We start from the raw sequence: 17,101 nt of genomic DNA on the forward strand, positions 1-17,101 counted from the left end.
GATTCAGAGGTCTCCTCGGAAAGAGCCCCGACACCTTTTTTAGCGAGATTTTAGTATATGTACGAAAAGCAACACTCAATGCGAAAACAGCTTTTAGATAAAAGGAGTAACATCATGAGGATTAGGGATTGGGATCGAAACTTGAAGATTCGCTTGTTTGGCGAGGCTTTAATGAATATAACATTTTGGATGTTTTTCCCGTTTTTAACGATTTATTTTGCGGAAAGTTTCGGGAAGGGCAACGCGGGCTTCCTGCTCGTCTTATCCCAGGTCTTTTCGGTATTCGCCAATTTGATGGGCGGGTATACCGCCGACCGGTTCGGGCGCAAACGGATGATGGTGATTTCAGCTTTTGGCCAGGGAATTGCCTTTCTTGTTTTTGCCTATGCGGTTTCACCATGGTTCACCTCGCCGCTGCTCGGGTTCATCTGCTTTACGCTCGTCGGGATGTTCGGCTCTATTTACTGGCCGGCCAGCCAGGCGATGGTTGCGGACGTGGTCCCTGAAAAAGACCGCAGCAGTGTATTCGCGATTTTTTATACGCAGATCAATATTGCTGTTGTTGTCGGCCCGATTCTCGGAGCCATTTTTTATGTCAAGTACCGGTTTGAATTGATGATAGCGGTCGCAATCATCTCCATCCTGCTTGCGCTAGTCCTCGCAAAATGGACGCGTGAAACAGTACCTGCTTCAGCAAGGCAGGCACGTGCGGAAAATGGGAAATGGTATGACTTCCTTAAAGAGCAGATCGCTGATTACAAGGTCATTATCCAGGATAAGGTTTTTCTCATGTTCATTATCGCAGGGATTTTAGCGGCGCAAACATTCATGCAGCTTGATTTGCTATTCCCTGTTTACACAAAGGATACAGTGCATAATCAAACCGTGCTTGAACTTGGCAGCAAGGTATTCACCGTCAATGGCGAGCAGGCTTTCGGATTGATTCTTTCTGAAAATGGCTTGCTGGTAGCCCTCTTTACTGTCGTTGTAACAAGATGGGTGACCCGTTTCCGCGAACGAAACGTGTTTGTATTGTCTTCGCTCATTTATGCTGTGGCGATTTTGATGTTCGGTGCGACAAATTGGATTTGGGGCTTAATTGCAGCAATGGCTGTGTTCACGTTGGCTGAGCTGATGACAGCCGGGCTGCAGCAAACCTTCATTTCCAACCTGGCACCTGAACAAATGCGCGGCCAGTATTTTGCCGCCGCTTCATTGCGATATACGATAGGCAGGACGATTGCACCGATCAGCATCCCGCTCACTGTCTGGATCGGTTACGGCTGGACGTTCACCATCCTCAGCATTCTCGCCATTTTGAGCGCGGTACTGTTCTGGGTGATGTTCCGGATGTATGACAGTAAGAAGGCTGCCGGTGTTTGAGCGAAATTATTAAATTGAAATACGGATTTTAGTATGAATGAATTAGTAAGTTGGTCGATATATTTCAAAATGTGGTCGATATATTTGGATTTTCGCTGATATATCGCAAAAAGTGGTCGATATATTTGGATTTTAGCCAATATATTAATTAGAAAGTACAAACATAGTATGATGAAGTCTATTAAAAATTCCAAACACATAAAAAATCCATGCAGAAGCGGATTCTGCATGGATTTTTATTTATTATTTCACCTTTGCCTCGCTATATTTAAAGGTCATGAACACAAATAGCAGGAAGCTGAGAAGCAAAGTTGATCCGCCGACGATATAAAACACCATGGTGAAAGTTTCTGGCAGCGGGAATGGTTTCACGTTATAAAGCCACATGCCCAGAGTCAAGCCGAAGCTCCCAATGATTGCTGTCCAGACATGAAATAATGCTAGTTTTGAAGTTCTGGGCACGACATAAGAACGGTAGTAACTTGAGAAAGCAAACAGACTAAGCCAGCCAACAACCAGTATATGTGCATGGACCGGGCGGATGGCATAACTGCCGGCACCAGCCATATGCGAACCGAGGAATGCCCCAATGAAAGCATAGATCGCTGATAACCGCAATAAAACTACATCAAATTTCATCTCTTAGTAACCTCCTATACCCCTTTTTATACCGCTCTATTTTACCCTACGCTGCTGCCTTGATGCTAGTTTGATAGGCTAGCAATTTTAGACAGGTAAAGAGCGTCCATTTCCGGCGCTATAATGTCTAGTTAAGTCGAATGACTTAAGTTTCTTTTTTCCTATAAAATAGTTACAATGTAAAAGAAGATTCAGAAAAGGAGCGAAATAAATGAGTGACTTTCAAACCAATTTAGAAAAATATGCGGACCTTGCTGTCAAGGTTGGCGTTAACATCCAGAAGGACCAAACGCTTGTCATCAATACAACGATTGACTCTGCAGAGTTTGTCCGTCTTGTTGTGAAAAAAGCGTACGAAGCCGGCGCTAAAAATGTTGTAGTAAACTGGAATGATGATGTTGTGAACAGGACGAAGTACGACCTTGCACCAGATGAGGCGTTTGCGGAATATCCTGAATGGCGCGCACGCGAAGTAGAAGACCTTGCAGAGAACGGCGCTGCTTTCATGTCAATCGTTTCTTCTAGTCCTGACTTATTGAAAGGTGTGAAGTCTGAGCGCATCGCCAACTTCCAAAAAGCCGCTGGTACCGCACTTTCAAAATACCGTAAATACATACAGTCCGATAAAGTAAGCTGGACAGTCATTGCCGCTCCTTCTGAAGGATGGGCAAAAATGGTGTTCCCTGAGGAAACTGCGGAAACAGCTGTGCAGAAGCTTTGGGATGCAATTTTCAAAGCAGTCCGTGTGGATACACAAGATCCGGTTGCTGCATGGAAAGATCATGATGCTTCTCTTCATAAAAAGGTTGATTACCTGAACAGCAAGCGTTACAAGAAGCTTCACTATAAAGCACCAGGTACAGACCTGACAGTCGAGCTTCCTGAGAAGCACATTTGGGTTGGCGCTGGCAGCGTGAACGAGCAAGGACACGAGTTCATGGCAAATATGCCGACTGAAGAAGTCTTCTCAGTTCCGTTGAAAACTGGCGTGAACGGGTATGTTTCAAGCACTAAGCCGCTTAGCTACGGGGGAAACATCATCGACAACTTTAAGCTCACTTTTGAAAATGGAAAAATCGTCGGCGTTGAAGCAGAAGAAGGCGAAGAAATCCTGAAGCAGCTCGTGGCGACTGATGAAGGTTCACACTATCTTGGTGAGGTTGCCCTTGTACCATTCAACTCGCCGATTTCTCAATCAAATGTATTATTCTTCAACACATTGTTTGATGAAAACGCGTCAAACCACTTCGCAATCGGAAGTGCTTACGCATTCTGCGTAGAAGGCGGCAAGACGATGTCTTCAGAAGAACTGGCTGAAAACGGCCTGAACGAAAGCATCACGCACGTAGACTTCATGATCGGTTCCGATAAAATGGACATCGACGGCATCACAGCAGATGGATCTGCTGAGCCAGTGTTCCGCAATGGAGACTGGGCTTTGTAAGATTGGAAATGTATAAGCAAACAGCCGGACATTTCACTCTGTTCGGCTGTTTTTTTACGTGTTCGGGAAATCTCAATTACAGAAGTGAGACCTGCTCCTGACAGTTCTTGCTCTTTTCCTCTCCAACCCGTCCGAACTTGGCTTTACTTCTGACAACTTTTACTCTAACCTCCTCAAACCTGTCTTAATTCAGGCGTTATTTTGACAGCTTTTCTGCTTTCGTACTCAAACCTGTCTTAATTCCTTCGTTTTCTTGACAGCTTTTCTGCTTTAGCAACCAAACCTGTTTTAGTCCAGAATTAACTCTGCCACCATGTCCACCCCTTCTCCTTACTTGCCCAGTTTCTGCTGCCTGCTAGTTCGTTTCGAAACTACATTAACCAAAATATAAACTTCCTTTTCCCTTATGCACCAGATATCACTGTGCTATAATGAAGTTACCAAGCAATCATTACATATAACATTAGATATATTGTTAACCTATTTGTTTATCTGGGGGCGACGTCTTGATCCAATTACAAATTATTGTGACGGGTGAGGTTCAGGGTGTGGGGTATCGGTATTATACTCAAATGAAGGCGATCCAGTTTGGCATTACTGGCTGGGTGAAGAACCTGCAAGAGGGCGGCGTTGAAATCCTTGCTTCTGGTTCAAGACCTGACCTTGAAAAGTTCATCGATGAAGTACGGAGGGGCAATCCTTTCTCCACTGTTGACCATATTGAAGTGAACGAAACAGAAAAAACCGAAACCTATAAGTCATTCGCAATAAAATATTAAAAAGGCAGAGGAGCCATCCTCTGCCTTTGCTGTGTGTAAAAGTTAGAAATCAATTATAGAACCATCAGGCTCTTTTAAAATAGCCTCCCTCATCTTCTTCAGCTGTTCTTCCTCGCTTGGCTTCAATCCGAGAAGTGACAGAAGTCCGAGAGAATCGAGAAGCCCTTCTGTCCATTTTTCAAGCTGATCTGTCAACGTTGCGTCTGTCGGGCATAATTCATCTAGCATTTTGTTTTCGGCCAGCGCCTTATCGATCAATTCCAGGGCCAGCTCTTTTGTGATCTCGCCATTTGCCTCCTCCAGCTTTTCGCACGCTGTTTTGGCTGTTTCATCCACGGTCTCCTTCACCGGCTCAGCCACAGGCTCTGTCACTTTTTTTGCCGTGTCCGTCGTATCCTTGGCGATCTCATTTACAGGTTCGGTCACTTTGCCGACTGTCTCTTCAACAGGAGTTACTACCTTATCAACTGTGTCTTTCAGTGGATCGCTCACCCCTTTTATCGGGTCTGTCACCTTTCCGATTGTATCCTTGAGGGGATCGGTCACTTTGCCAATTGTGTCATCAAGTGGATCCGTCACTTTGCCGATTAATCCATCAATCGGGTCCGTCACTTTCCCGATTGTTTCATCAAGCGGATCCGTTACTTCATCAAGCAAGTCATCGACTGGCTCGGTAACCCCCCCTATCATTTCCTCCACTTCATCCTCAGTAGCACCTTCGCAAGTTAGCGGAAGCTGGCCGCTGGTGATTTTCTCGATTTCCTTCTTCATCTGTCCAAAAGGCATTGCCCCAAGCTCCTGTAAAATTTCCAATTTGCCTGGCTTCTGTACTTCGCCATCACCATTTACTGTTTGGAGTTTTAACTGGTCGAGGCTGCTGTTTGCTGCATTCATGGAATGGGCGACCATCGTCACGCCTTCAAGAGCCGCATTCGGAATGATTTTTGCCGCGTGCACGCATGCTCCCTGGAATGAAATGGCGCTGGCATCGACCTGCATCCCTTTAATATGAACAGGGCCGCTTGCTTTCATTGTGAGGCTAACCGTCCCTCCCGAAGTCTTGAACTGTTTTGTCAGCCTCATGCCGTAAATCTTTGCTGAGTCGTAGGTGATCCGCAGCATTGGCCTGGCACTTGAGCCGGAGGTCTCGCCGACGATAATCATCGCTTTCATATTTTCGCCAACAACTCGGTCAGCCTGGATTATAAATCCCTCTGCATCAGTGCCTGCTGCATTCGTTTTTTCAATAAAAGGGAAGAAGGACAATGTAGCTAGCTGAAGGCACATCACTACTAAAAATATACGATTCTTCATTTCTTCTCCCCTTTATCCCGTTTTGGCTGGCTGCGCAGCGGCATTCGCGACAGGTGCTCCTGCCGACTCTTCCGCAGGCACCATCCGCCATGCTGTCAGCAAGGCCCCGCCGATGATACCGAATATCGTTCCAAAAAGGAAGCCGCCCAGAGCGCCGATGACCGATAGTATGGATAAAAAGATGACGATGATGCCCAGCGCTTTAGAGGCACTCGGCAAAAAGAAGGACATCAGTCCCATCAGTGTGATCAGGCCGCCAAACAACAAGCCGATGACGGCTACCGATCCTGGAAGAAAGGTGCTTAGATAAAGATTCAATGGTACCCATAAAATCATCAGTCCGCTTAACACGGTCAAAATTGCTCCAAAAAAAGGCCTCGTGTGCCTCCATTTTTTAAAAACCATGCCTGTCACCTCGATTATTTCTTATCGATTTTTTCCACCGTCAATTTCATGCCAGCCATATTGATCGTTTCCTGGAATAAGTAATGAGTCTTCAATTTGGCATTTTCCAGGATAATGGTGCTCGATGTTTGCTGGAATTGCTTTGTCCAGTCCGTGCTGTTATTTTCTTCTAGCACAAGGTTTTGGAACTTGGCATTTGCTTCAATCAAGCCAGCATCATGCTGAAGTCCTGAAATCTGTACAGGTTTCGATGCCTGGATTTTAACGCGGATCCAGTCTCCGCCAACCTGAAAATCCTTGTATAATTGCAGATTGTCGATAGTCAGGGTTTTAATGATATTTGTACCTTGTGGCGCGGCGTCTGAACTGCTCGTTTCACCAAGTTTTGGGTAGAACTTGTAGCCTTCACCTTCAAGCTTATCGAACTCAACATAAAAATCTCCTACACCCGCAATCGGGACTGCATATGCTACACCTGATACACCGAACGACACCAGTAAGATTCCAAGCGCAAGAAGTCCAGCTGCCAGCGCACCCCAAAAAACCTTCTTATTCGTCTTGCTTTCCATTACGACAGCTCCGTTCAAGGAAGCCACCTCCATTAAAATATTTTTAAAATTCAAAATTAATTCTTGTTAATAACATATCCCCGAAAAATCAAGCCTACAACTCCGAAAAAAATCGTTAACAACGTGGTAACCCCGTTAAGTGTCGGGGTATAAAGAAGCGACGGACATAATTCTGAATTTTTAAACGAATGTTATTTTACCAGAATTTGAGAGTGAGGTTGCCTGATGGAACATAAGATTGAGGATTTGGCCATTAGAGGTTTATTTCTTTTAAAAGAATGCGAGAAACCGTTTCTTAAAGAATGGCTACATTTAAAGAAGGACATGAAAGCCTGGCAAAATAATCTTGTATCTGAATTTGAGAGCATGATTGTCTATGGCTTCAACAACCTTTCACGGACCACTTTTGAATCTTCAAATGATTTCATCCAGTTATTAGTCCTAAGGTGGCAAAAACGCCACCCTGAATTCGTCGATGATTTTGACGCCATCTTTCTGATCAGCGCAGTTGAGAACTTATTTCATAAAGTCTTAAAGAAAAGGAATGCTGGATTCCTCGAGCACCAGGCGGTACAGGTCTTTTTTACGAGAATTCTCGACAAGGTCCTGCGGACGCAGCAGCTGGAATACCAGGATGATAAATGGCTGAAGATGATGTTGAGCCTGCGTGCAGTTCCTAGTAACTGGCTTGCGGTCATCCGCAATGAAAAATCCCAATGCAAAGTAAACAAAATCGTTTGCGCCGATGACCTTTTGGTAAATGAACAGCTGGTCACCATATGCGAGGGGCTTCAAGCTGAGCATGCATCAGACCTGTCAGTGGCGCTTTCCAGATTGTTGTCACCAGGAGAGGAACATCCTCAAATTATCACGGTACCATGCCTGACGGAAACACTGTTAATCTGCGTGAAAGATAAAGCGGAGACTGTGACAGAGGCGCAAAAGGAAACTTTTCGAAAAATGTATCTGAAACAAATGAAGCTGAATCACCTGGAAAGTGAACTTGAGTGGAAGGATGCTACCCTTCTGTTCCAGCAGCGGCTGATCCGTTCCCAAAGCGCTTCGGAAGCTGTTAAAATGATTACCCAGGGCTTGGTTGATTACCTGCCATTTTCACGCTGCGCCCTGTTCATCTATTCCCCCGGGGAGCACAGCGGAGTCGGCGTTCATGCCTATAACGTCAATACAGGCTCTGTGCAGCACATCAAGGAGAGTATTGCCGAATTTCCGCTGCTTACGAAATACTTGAAGCAGTTCAGCCATTCCAAACCAATTTTTATCGAAGATGCAGCTGAAATTTTGCCTGTAAAATACGTCCATGATTATTGCCTGAAATCATTGGTTGTCCTGCCAATCTATGTGCCTGCTGAAAATAAACTGATTGGTCTTGCACTGCTTGACCGCGGAGAACACAAATCATTTACCGTCAACAACCAGACCCTGACCGCTCTTATCAAATTCGGACAATATGGCGGTGAATTGTTGAACCAGTACTATGAGGATGCCGTCCAGCTTTTCGGCGTCCAGCGTGCCGTACTGACTATCCGTGAACGAGAGGTGCTCAAGCTGATTGCCGAAGGTGCTTCCATCAATGAAGCTGCTGACGCACTCCACCTCAGTTCCTACACTGTGCGTGACTATATTTCAGCCATCATCCAAAAACTCGATGCGAAAAACCGGACCGATGCAGCCGTCAAAGCGTTGAAAATGAGGTTGATTCAGTAAAACTCGGGCCTGCTCCCCTGATGGGAGCAGGCCCTATTGCTTTTTGCCTCACAATCTCGCAGAATATAAGAGATATAAACCTTAGGGGGAACATTAGGATGTGGAATGAATTCAAGAAATTCGCCTTTAAAGGCAATGTGCTGGATCTCGCTGTCGGAGTCATTATCGGGGCCGCATTTGGAAAAATCGTTTCATCGCTTGTCGATGACATTATCATGCCGATTGTAGGACTGGCTACTTTTGGCGCTGACTTTTCTGATCTTAAATACAAAGTAATAGCATATGGTTCGTTTCTTCAGGCCGTCGTCAACTTTTTCATCACCGCCTTTGCCATTTTCATCTTTGTGAGAATCATCAACCACTATCGAAAAAAAGAAGCGGCCAAGCCTGCAGCTCCTGTTCCTGATGTAAAAGAAGAGCTTTTAAAAGAAATCCGCGATCTTCTGAAGGAACAAAAACAAATCTAATCTTCCTATTATTGGATTTAATGCCAACTTTTAATTGAGTTTATTAAGTTTTCTGTGATTTCACGCGGGTATATGTATAGTGCAAGGCCAATACAAAACCTAGAAGGGACTGGTTAAAGTGCAAAACTTTACGGCGACTTCGGAATACGTCATTGGCTTAGCACCCGGAGGAAGATTTGCGTTGCTATCTCAAGGAACGCTGGTCTTGAATCGATGGACTTAACATCGATGGACCGCAATTTTTTGAATAGCTTGAGCAGGACACTCCTCTAAGTAAGTCCGCAGGATATGAGCAACGCCAATACTGGTTATGAAGGGACTGGTTAAGTTGAAAGACTTTACGGCGACTTCGGAATACGTCATTGGCTATGCAAGCGGAGGAAGATTCGCGCTGCTGTCTCAAGGCACGCTGGTCTTAAATCGATACATTTAAAATCGATTTACCCCAGAGCGCAAATTGAATAGCAACAACAGAATTACTCCTCCCATCGTCCGTATGTCGGACTCAAAAAAGGTGCAGGCCCAGCGGCCCGCACCTTTTTTGATTAAAGCTCTTTTCAACAAAAAATGAATTACAAAACAAAAAAAATTCGGCACCTGGAATTTTTTCTTTTTGATGTCTATTAAGATTAGTGAAAATTACTTTATCATAAGCGAAAAGAGCCCCAAAGTATCACCCCTCATCAGATATTCGCGCCAGGAAAAATTTATCTCTAGTATTTTCCCTTTTTTATCTAGTTCTGAATGTGCTCCTCCAGGTTTACTAGATTCGGCCATCAGGGTATTTAATATATATCTTTCACAAGGAGGTTTTTTACATGGAAAAAGACCATATGATTCATAAAGATGGCGAAGTCGATACTAGCAAGGTGGATGAGACCCTGGAACGGATGGATACGCAGCAGGCGGATGAGATCCTTGGGGATTTCAATGAGTTCAGGACTTATTTAAGCAAACGGATCAAGCTTGGCAAAACAGCGGGGCTTGATGAAGAGCAGCTTGCGAAAACGGCGGAAAAGGTTGCCGATTACCTTTCTGATAATGTCACACCGCGAAACAAAGAGGAGCAGCTGCTGCAGGAGCTTTGGAAGGTTGGCACAAAAGAACAACAGCATGCTCTTGCACATATGCTTGTAAAATTGGCTGAATAAAAGAATCGCCCGCTCTCCGGGCGATTTTTCTGTCCATGCTTTTATTTTTCTAAACACTAGGAAGCAGTTTATCGAACGTCATCCAAAGAATCTGTTCTTCTTTTTCACTTTCAGGATATCTCCAATCCAGCCTTTTTTCTTCAAATAATAGTATAGGCCTGCTGTTGTAGCGAATATTAACACACCGGCAAATACATAGCCGAATTTCCATTCAAGCTCCGGCATGAACTTGAAGTTCATTCCCCACACCGCTCCCCAAGCTGTTACTGGCGTAAACAGGATTGTTATGACAGTCAGGGTCTTAAAGATTTCATTTCCGCGATGGGTCGAGACGACTTCTTCTAATCTGATCATTGTATCGATTGCCTCCTGGTATTCTGTCAATAACATCCTGATGCGCTCTACACGGGTTTCAACGCGGTTGAATTCTGCCTGTTCGTGGACGCCTTTTCCATATGCCTCTTCTGCGATGAATTTTAACTCAACAATCGGAATAACTAGATTTTTCCATATCAGAAGCTCATGGCGATTTTCATAGATTCTCTCGAGGATTTCAAGGTTGTTCTGTTCCTTCATTTCCCATAATAATTCATGAAGTCGTTCTTCATAGGCATCGATCTTTTGCAAATAGCTCGCTAAAATTTTACCCAGGAGAATGAAAAAGCCTTCAACCGCATTTTCGGCCTGTTCCATCTGTTTGTGAACACCAATATCACTAACATCAAGTATGGAAAAGTCAAAATCCACCGTTATAAAGAAGTCTTCGCAGATGTAAAAATGAAAAATGTTTTTCTCTCCTTTCTCCTCGATATCCTGCTGATAAATAAGAGAGCCCCAAATGTACTCATCTCCCTTAGTCTCGGTATTCAGGTCAAGGAGATTTGCTTTGCGGTCTTTTATATTTTCTAACCATTCTCGTCTAGCGGGACTTTGTGAGATAAGCTCCTTTATCTTCTCCTCATCTTTCTGTTGGAAATCATACCATTTCCATCTTTTTTCATTAAATATATGTTTCAATGGTCTCAGACCTTTCATTATGTTTATCAACTAATTACTACTCTTCCCTTTATCAGCCAGCTTGAAACGATTCGTCTAATACTTGGCAAACCTACCATTTTAAAAATGTTTCTGAATTTTATAGAGAGGGTAAAAAAGAGTATAGACAAAAGCATAAACTAATCATTAATAGGAGGGGTAAATATGCAAGCAAAAGCAAAAAATGCAGTCATGTTAGGTGTAGGAGCCGCAGCATTATGGATGGCAATGAAGCCTGAAAATAAAGCAAAACTTACCGAGATGGCCACCCAGGTAAAAGAAAAAGTCATGCCATCCAAGACAGATGTGCTGCCAGTACAAAAAGCCGGCAACCCAGACCCAAATGATGTCGAAGACAACAAAATGGTCAGTGAAGGTTCTATGTACGGAGTGAACTATTACAACGAGAACTTACAAGAACAGCGATAAAAATGTCCGGGGAAAGCCTTCCCCGGTCTATTTTTGTTTAATTCACACCTCGTCGATCAATACTATATAGGGCGAGGGGGATGGAGGTTATGGGTATCCTATTCATTTTCATCTATCTGTTCATTGTTTTTACAGTGATTGAGATTAACACATCCATATTTGTGGCAACCGGCCTTGACCGGAAAATCGCCCGGTTCCAGGTCATTTCGATGCTAACGGGCACTGGATTCACGACCGGTGAATCCGAATTGATCATTGATCATCCTGTCAGAAGAAAACTGGGGGCTTTCCTGATTTTGTTTGGGGCATTCTCGCTGGCAGTCATCATCTCTGCTATAAGTAAGCTTTTATCTGATAGCTTTTATACCATGGAAATAGCCTATGTTGCTGTCGGACTTTTAGCATTGTTATTTATTTTAAAGGCGCCGACAGTACAAAAGAAGATCGGCCAAAAGATGAAAAGTGAATTAAAAGAGAATTACGAGTTAGCAGATTTGCCAATCAGTGATGTCCTTTTGATGGACGATGATGATGAGGTCAGGGAAATTGCTCTAAAAGAAGACTCCCGATATGCGGATAGGACGTTCGATGAAATTGTGGACAAAGAGGATGATGTCATGCTCCTATTCATCAAGAGAGGCGCAATCAATATCCGCAACAAAGCATATGATACCAAACTGGAGCCTGGCGATAAACTTATTTTATATGGCAACAACCCCCGGATAGAAGAAATATTTGAAGATGCCTGACCCGATGGTTTGGTTCATCCACCGCGAGTCAGGCATTTTTTGTTTTCTCTGAGCTTGGCAATTCCTTCTTTGCACACTCCGTATTGCAGCCATGAACAGTTTTTGCAAAGCATATCAAGGTCATCTGGTTCAACCTTTTCCGCCGTCCACTGGACAAGCTCAGATTTTAGATAATGTTCTCCCGGTACCAGCCCCAGATGACGAATGACATTCCCGTCCATCGTCAGCACATGTTCATTCGAACCCTCACTCGCCTCACAAATCTCAAGCCCCCTATGCGGACAAGACATGCATGCGTCATCAAACGCAGCGACCACCTTTATGTAAAAATCATGCTCAGGGTCGCGTATATCTTTTACGATACTCTCCATCTTTTTCACAAATTCAGGGCTGTAGCCCATCCCCCGGAAACCATGCACACAGAGGAGATGGTGCCCGCGCAATACTTTTTCCACTTCATCACTCCTGAAAAATTAAGCTGTATAATTAATTCTGCGAAAGTTCTTTGTTTTCCTGTTAAAATCTCGAATCTTTAATCGGGCTCTTAGCCAGCCAGGTAATGCCGATTTTTTTGCAAATCGTCAGGTAGTGCAGCAGTAAGATGACCATACTCCCCGTATTCATTCCGACGATGACCCCTTCCATCCTCCATTCGGGTCTCGAGCCCAAGAGGTAAATAAGGGAAAAGGTAACAATCGTAGCATAAACAGAGTGAATAAAGGCGTCCTTCACCAATCCAAGTCCGATCAGATAAGCCTGCATCGGTATAGTAAAGTAGTGGAACAGGAAGTATGGCGCAAGCAGCTGCAAAAATACTGCTGCCTGCTTAGAATGAAAAAAAGTATTGGTCAGAGGCTCTGCCAGAAAGTAAAAAGCCGTTACAGCTGGCAATCCATAAAGCAATGTCAGCAGCATTACTTGCTGAAGCAGTTTTTGCAGCTTGAAGAACTCTTTTTCCGCATAAGCCTTCGATACAGTCGGAATCAGGATGATCAGGAACGAATGGGCTATAAACGCCGGGAAAAATCCAATCGTCATTGCGATTCCCGCCATCATCCCGAATTGTTCCGTTGCCATTTCGGATGATAACCCTGCACTGACAATCGCAAATTTTATCAAAAACGGCTGAACAGCATGTGTCAGCGAATGAAAAATTCTCAAGCCGGTCGTCGGCACGGAAACCTCCACCAGACTCTTTCTCACCTCTCGCCCGCTTACATGCTTACCCGGAACACTTTTAATCCTTTGGTAAGACATAACAAAGTAATGTAATAGATAAAGGAAGACAACGAGTTCGCTTCCCGCCAGTGTGCAAAAGGCAACAAGGAGAGCTGTTTCGCTCCCAAACTCAAAAAACTGAAAAACCGCTGAGAGCAGCAGGAGCTGCACAGCTCTTCTGATAAAATGGGAAATTGCGATTTTTCCCATATCCTGTTTTCCCATGAAAAATCCCCTGGCGATAGCGGATATTGTCATAACCGGTATCAGTGACAGGACGACCCATTTAAGCAGTGGGTGATAATCCTTGAACACAGGAATGATTGGAAGCACAAAAGCAGCCGCAATCAGCAAAACCGCAGTGAATACTACCGCCAGCCTGATGGCATGCTTGATCATGCTCCGGTGGTAAGACTCATCCCTCTCCGCGATCATTTTTGAAATCGACACCGGCAGCTCAAAGCTCGCGAGCATCATGATCAGGAAAATCGTCGGCAATATCGTCATGTAATGCCCCATCCCGCTTTCCCCAAGCTCCCTTGCGAGAATCATATTGACGAGGAACTCCACCACTTCTCCAAGAAAAGTAGCAACCACAAGGATAGACATCCCTTTTAAAAAAGTATTCATAGCTTCTCTCCCAATCCTGTCTCATTTACTCCTATAAACATATGAGACAAGTCCGGACAATATGAAAGGGTAAATTTTGAGGTGTATGCGTGAGTCATCTTCCACTGTTTGGCGAGTTTTCATAACAAGGATTACATTTCAATAGCGGAAAGTTTTATTTTTATAGCGATATTCTTATTATTTATACAGAGTTTCATTTTTTTATAGCGGTATTCTTATTCTTTATAGCTAATTTCTTATTTTAATAACGAGTTCCTTTTAAATATAGTGGAATTCTTATTTTTATAGCGAGTTTTCATTTTTTATAGCGGCTTTTTGTTTTTTATAGCGACTTTTCACTTTTTATAGCGACTTTCTCCTTTTTATAGCGAATTGGAAATTCCAGCATGTTTTTTCCAGTAAAATAAAGGAAGAACTGCTAATATAAGCAGTTCTTCAACTATCATGATATTTCCTCAAGCTTTGAATACAGCTGGTTTCGTTTTGACTCTAAAACTTCTTTTTCAGCATGAAGCTCCTGGAGCTTTGCGAGATCGGTCATTATGGCCATTTGCTGTTCAAGCTCGCCAATTGATTTTTCATGACTCTCGATTTCCTCAAACAGAGCTTCTTCATCTATAACAGCTTCCTTGACTGTTTCTTGCCTGATTGAATGCTTTACAGATTCCGCATGTGCAGGTGCTGCAGCCTCCCACAGCTTCCTCTTCTCCGCCATTTTCACTCTCGCCCGGTCATAATTGCCTTCTATTTCCGTCAGCTCTCCGCCCTCCAGCCAGTAAACCTTATCAAATAGCTTATTCAAGAAATAGCGATCATGGGAGACGGCCAGGAGCGTACCCTCGAACCCTGCCAGCGCTTCTTCCAGTACTTCTCGTGAATCGATATCCAGATGATTGGTTGGCTCATCTAGAATCAGGAAATTGAGATCCTGGTGCATCAACTGCGCGAGACGAAGCCTCATTCGTTCGCCGCCGCTCAGCTGGGAAACTTTCTTAAAGACATCCTGACCATAGAACAGGAAACCGGCGAGCACATTCCGGGCCTCTCCCTCATTCATGACTACCTCATTCCGGAACGCATCTAGCACGGTGCCGTCCTGGCTGGAAAGCTCCATATGCTGTGATAGGTAACCGATTTTGACATTGCTTCCGTTTCGGACTTCTCCTTGGTCAGGTGCAAGTTCACCCTGGACGAACTTCAGCAGCGTTGTTTTACCCGAACCATTTTCGCCGACAATCGCCGCACGGTCCTGATAGTGAAGCTGAAGATTAACCTTCGAGAAAAGTTGTCGATCTCCAAATGATTTATGCACATCTTTAAAAACGAGTACGTCCTTCCCGCTTCGCGCACCTGTATCCAGTTCGAAATTCATTTTCTTCCTGTTTAAAATCGGCCGGTCCAGCTTCTCCATCCTGGCGAGCGCTCTCTCCATGTTCGTCGCCCTTTTATGGAGAGCCGCACTTGGCGGGTTCGATCTATTCGCCCAGTCACGCAATCGCTTGATTGCCTCTTTCATTTTCTTGATTTTTCGCTGTTGCTCTTCAAATGCCTGGAATTCCCGCAGTAATTTCGCTTCTTTTTCCTTGATGAACCCGGAGTAATTGGCATGATAGAGGTCAATTTCTCCATCTTCAAGGTCGAGGATTTTTGTCGCTGTTTCATCAAGGAAATAACGGTCATGCGAGATAATCACAACGGTACCATCATATTCTTTCAGAAACTCAGCCAGCCACTCAGCCGCCATGATATCAAGGTGGTTTGTCGGCTCATCGAGAAGCAATAAATCTGGATTCTTCAGCAAACTCAGCCCCAGACCGACCTTCGTTTTCTCACCGCCGCTAAGGCTGTTAAAATTCGAATCAAGCATGCCCTCAATCTTCAAGCCGTTGGCAATGCGGTCAATATTTGCTTCCATTTCATAACCGCCTCCGAGAGTAAACTTCTCCTGGAGAACTCCGTATTTCGCCAGCAGCCTTTCAAGCTTATGCGAATCCTCGCCGGCTTCTGCCATCTTGGTTTCAAGCTGCTTCATCTCCGCCTGAACTTCAAGTAACTCGTCAAAGGCTGTTTCCAGAACTCCCCTGGCGGTTATCCTCTCCTCATAAACAGGAATCTGGGCCAGGTAGCCGATGTTCAAATCTTTTTTCCAATGTATCTTTCCTTGATCCGCTTCTTCCATGCCCGCGATCAGCTTCATCAACGTTGTCTTGCCGCAACCGTTGGGTCCGACCAGCCCAACCCTGTCCTTCTCGTTTATTTCAAAAGACAAATCTTCAAAAATCAGATTGCCTCCGTACATTTTGCTTATATGGTTAATACTGCAAGCTATCATCATTTTTCCCTCCTATTAACGATCCCCCTTTTCAGCTGACGCCGCCCGGTTTGTTTTAAAAGCACAAAAAAGCCAGGGGCAGATGGCTCTGCTCCTGGCTTCTGGATTCCTTGAATGCAAAGAGAGACTTAGCCTGCCTCCACATTCACCGAAACATATTCCTAAGCGGGAAAAGAGATGATCCTACCGTTTGTATTTGATATTGAGCTGTTAAAAAAGGACATACGTATCCCGTTAGCAGCTGCAACAGCAAATTTTGCACGACAAAAATAAAGGAATTCATTCCAAAATCCGCGTACAAAAACAGTCTTGATCATCTCTCCTCACCTCCGTTCAATAATAGTTAGTTTTATTTTACAATTCCATTATTATTTTAGCAAGTTTTTCCTAATTTGTTCCCGGTCTTATGATGAAATCGTAAAACCGGTAACATAAACAACGGATATGTACCCGGTCTCATGATGGACCAGTAAAACCGGGCATATAAACAAAGGATATGTTCCCGGTTTTGGCGAGGAAAGGAACAACGGGCCACATATGTAAATGGCAGACTTCTTTCGCAAATCCCCTTGTTTCTGCTGATCACAACCCAATTGCCATATCCTATTTCAGCCACAATTTCTCCCCGTTAAAACCAACCAGCGCCAGCCACTGTTCCTGAGCGTTACTGCCTCATTTAATAACTTATCTCTGTTAATCACAGGTTTGATTAATTCCATGTCTGGTCTCTCACACTGACTTTTTTCAATTTTTCCCAGAACAATAATGTTGTATATAAAGCGTTTAAGCTAGCTTGGCTCACGGGTAAGGGATAACTAATGAAGGAGTGGGT

At 44.2% G+C, this 17,101-nt stretch carries 17 protein-coding genes; 8 read left to right on the forward strand and 9 right to left on the reverse strand.

What is annotated here, in order from left to right:
- The first annotated feature begins 114 nt into the window (after nt 1-114).
- Nucleotides 115-1,383 (forward strand): MDR family MFS transporter, encoded by a 1,269-nt coding sequence (locus tag J7I80_RS01760; RefSeq protein ID WP_214735702.1) that lies wholly within the window; start codon nt 115-117, stop codon nt 1,381-1,383.
- Nucleotides 1,384-1,626: 243 nt separating this feature from the next.
- On the opposite strand, the gene J7I80_RS01765 is transcribed toward J7I80_RS01760, so the two are convergent.
- Nucleotides 1,627-2,022 (reverse strand): hypothetical protein, encoded by a 396-nt coding sequence (locus J7I80_RS01765; RefSeq protein ID WP_214735703.1) that lies wholly within the window; start codon nt 2,020-2,022, stop codon nt 1,627-1,629.
- A 211-nt stretch (nt 2,023-2,233) separates the two neighbouring features.
- Here J7I80_RS01765 and J7I80_RS01770 point away from each other — a divergent pair, with 211 nt between their 5' ends.
- Nucleotides 2,234-3,466, forward strand: coding sequence for an aminopeptidase (locus J7I80_RS01770; RefSeq protein ID WP_214735704.1), 1,233 nt, complete (start codon nt 2,234-2,236; stop codon nt 3,464-3,466).
- Nucleotides 3,467-3,972: 506 nt separating this feature from the next.
- On the forward strand, nt 3,973-4,245 hold the full coding sequence (locus tag J7I80_RS01775; protein ID WP_192469644.1) for an acylphosphatase: 273 nt from the start codon (nt 3,973-3,975) through the stop codon (nt 4,243-4,245).
- Nucleotides 4,246-4,287: 42 nt separating this feature from the next.
- Here the strand turns inward: J7I80_RS01775 and J7I80_RS01780 are convergent, their stop codons facing one another.
- Genes J7I80_RS01780 through J7I80_RS01790 form a run of 3 tightly spaced genes read right to left on the reverse strand, consistent with a single transcriptional unit; the run spans nt 4,288 to nt 6,551 of the window.
- A complete protein-coding gene (locus tag J7I80_RS01780; protein WP_214735705.1) occupies nt 4,288-5,559 on the reverse strand; it encodes a hypothetical protein in 1,272 nt (423 codons plus the stop codon).
- Between the two features lie 12 nt (nt 5,560-5,571).
- Nucleotides 5,572-5,964 carry a DUF6114 domain-containing protein gene (locus J7I80_RS01785; RefSeq protein WP_214735706.1) on the reverse strand — a complete coding sequence of 131 codons (393 nt, stop codon included), beginning with the start codon at nt 5,962-5,964 and terminating at the stop codon, nt 5,572-5,574.
- A gap of 14 nt (nt 5,965-5,978) precedes the next feature.
- Entirely contained in the window at nt 5,979-6,551 is a 573-nt protein-coding gene (locus J7I80_RS01790; protein WP_214735707.1) for a DUF6230 family protein, read from the reverse strand.
- A 207-nt stretch (nt 6,552-6,758) separates the two neighbouring features.
- Here J7I80_RS01790 and J7I80_RS01795 point away from each other — a divergent pair, with 207 nt between their 5' ends.
- The 3 genes from J7I80_RS01795 to J7I80_RS01805 all read left to right on the forward strand — a co-directional run bounded on the left by J7I80_RS01795 (nt 6,759) and on the right by J7I80_RS01805 (nt 9,876).
- Nucleotides 6,759-8,258, forward strand: a complete 1,500-nt coding sequence (locus tag J7I80_RS01795; protein ID WP_214735708.1) for a response regulator transcription factor — start codon at nt 6,759-6,761, stop codon at nt 8,256-8,258.
- A gap of 98 nt (nt 8,259-8,356) precedes the next feature.
- The gene (gene mscL / locus J7I80_RS01800; RefSeq protein ID WP_214735709.1) at nt 8,357-8,725 is read left to right on the forward strand and encodes a large-conductance mechanosensitive channel protein MscL; all 369 of its coding nucleotides are present in this window, start codon (nt 8,357-8,359) and stop codon (nt 8,723-8,725) included.
- A gap of 818 nt (nt 8,726-9,543) precedes the next feature.
- Nucleotides 9,544-9,876 (forward strand): DUF3243 domain-containing protein, encoded by a 333-nt coding sequence (locus J7I80_RS01805; protein WP_214735710.1) that lies wholly within the window; start codon nt 9,544-9,546, stop codon nt 9,874-9,876.
- 78 nt (nt 9,877-9,954) lie between these two features.
- Here the strand turns inward: J7I80_RS01805 and J7I80_RS01810 are convergent, their stop codons facing one another.
- A complete protein-coding gene (locus J7I80_RS01810) occupies nt 9,955-10,893 on the reverse strand; it encodes a magnesium transporter CorA family protein (protein WP_214735711.1) in 939 nt (312 codons plus the stop codon).
- A gap of 183 nt (nt 10,894-11,076) precedes the next feature.
- Here J7I80_RS01810 and J7I80_RS01815 point away from each other — a divergent pair, with 183 nt between their 5' ends.
- Nucleotides 11,077-11,340 carry a hypothetical protein gene (locus J7I80_RS01815; RefSeq protein WP_214735712.1) on the forward strand — a complete coding sequence of 88 codons (264 nt, stop codon included), beginning with the start codon at nt 11,077-11,079 and terminating at the stop codon, nt 11,338-11,340.
- 89 nt (nt 11,341-11,429) lie between these two features.
- Nucleotides 11,430-12,089 (forward strand): TrkA C-terminal domain-containing protein, encoded by a 660-nt coding sequence (locus J7I80_RS01820; protein WP_214735713.1) that lies wholly within the window; start codon nt 11,430-11,432, stop codon nt 12,087-12,089.
- A 14-nt stretch (nt 12,090-12,103) separates the two neighbouring features.
- On the opposite strand, the gene J7I80_RS01825 is transcribed toward J7I80_RS01820, so the two are convergent.
- From J7I80_RS01825 to J7I80_RS23430, 4 genes are all read right to left on the reverse strand, one after another.
- Nucleotides 12,104-12,490: a DUF1284 domain-containing protein gene (locus J7I80_RS01825; RefSeq protein ID WP_251027540.1), complete on the reverse strand. Its 387-nt coding sequence runs from the start codon at nt 12,488-12,490 to the stop codon at nt 12,104-12,106.
- 115 nt (nt 12,491-12,605) lie between these two features.
- Nucleotides 12,606-13,937: a polysaccharide biosynthesis protein gene (locus tag J7I80_RS01830; RefSeq protein ID WP_214735715.1), complete on the reverse strand. Its 1,332-nt coding sequence runs from the start codon at nt 13,935-13,937 to the stop codon at nt 12,606-12,608.
- Between the two features lie 442 nt (nt 13,938-14,379).
- Complete coding sequence (abc-f, locus tag J7I80_RS01835) at nt 14,380-16,269, reverse strand: ribosomal protection-like ABC-F family protein (protein ID WP_214735716.1); 1,890 nt, start codon at nt 16,267-16,269, stop codon at nt 14,380-14,382.
- A 161-nt stretch (nt 16,270-16,430) separates the two neighbouring features.
- Nucleotides 16,431-16,586, reverse strand: a complete 156-nt coding sequence (locus J7I80_RS23430) for an RAxF-45 family protein (protein ID WP_285289108.1) — start codon at nt 16,584-16,586, stop codon at nt 16,431-16,433.
- Nucleotides 16,587-17,101: the final 515 nt, after the last annotated feature.

The organism is Bacillus sp. ISL-41 (assembly GCF_018613235.1).
GTDB lineage: Bacteria > Bacillota > Bacilli > Bacillales > Cytobacillaceae > Mesobacillus.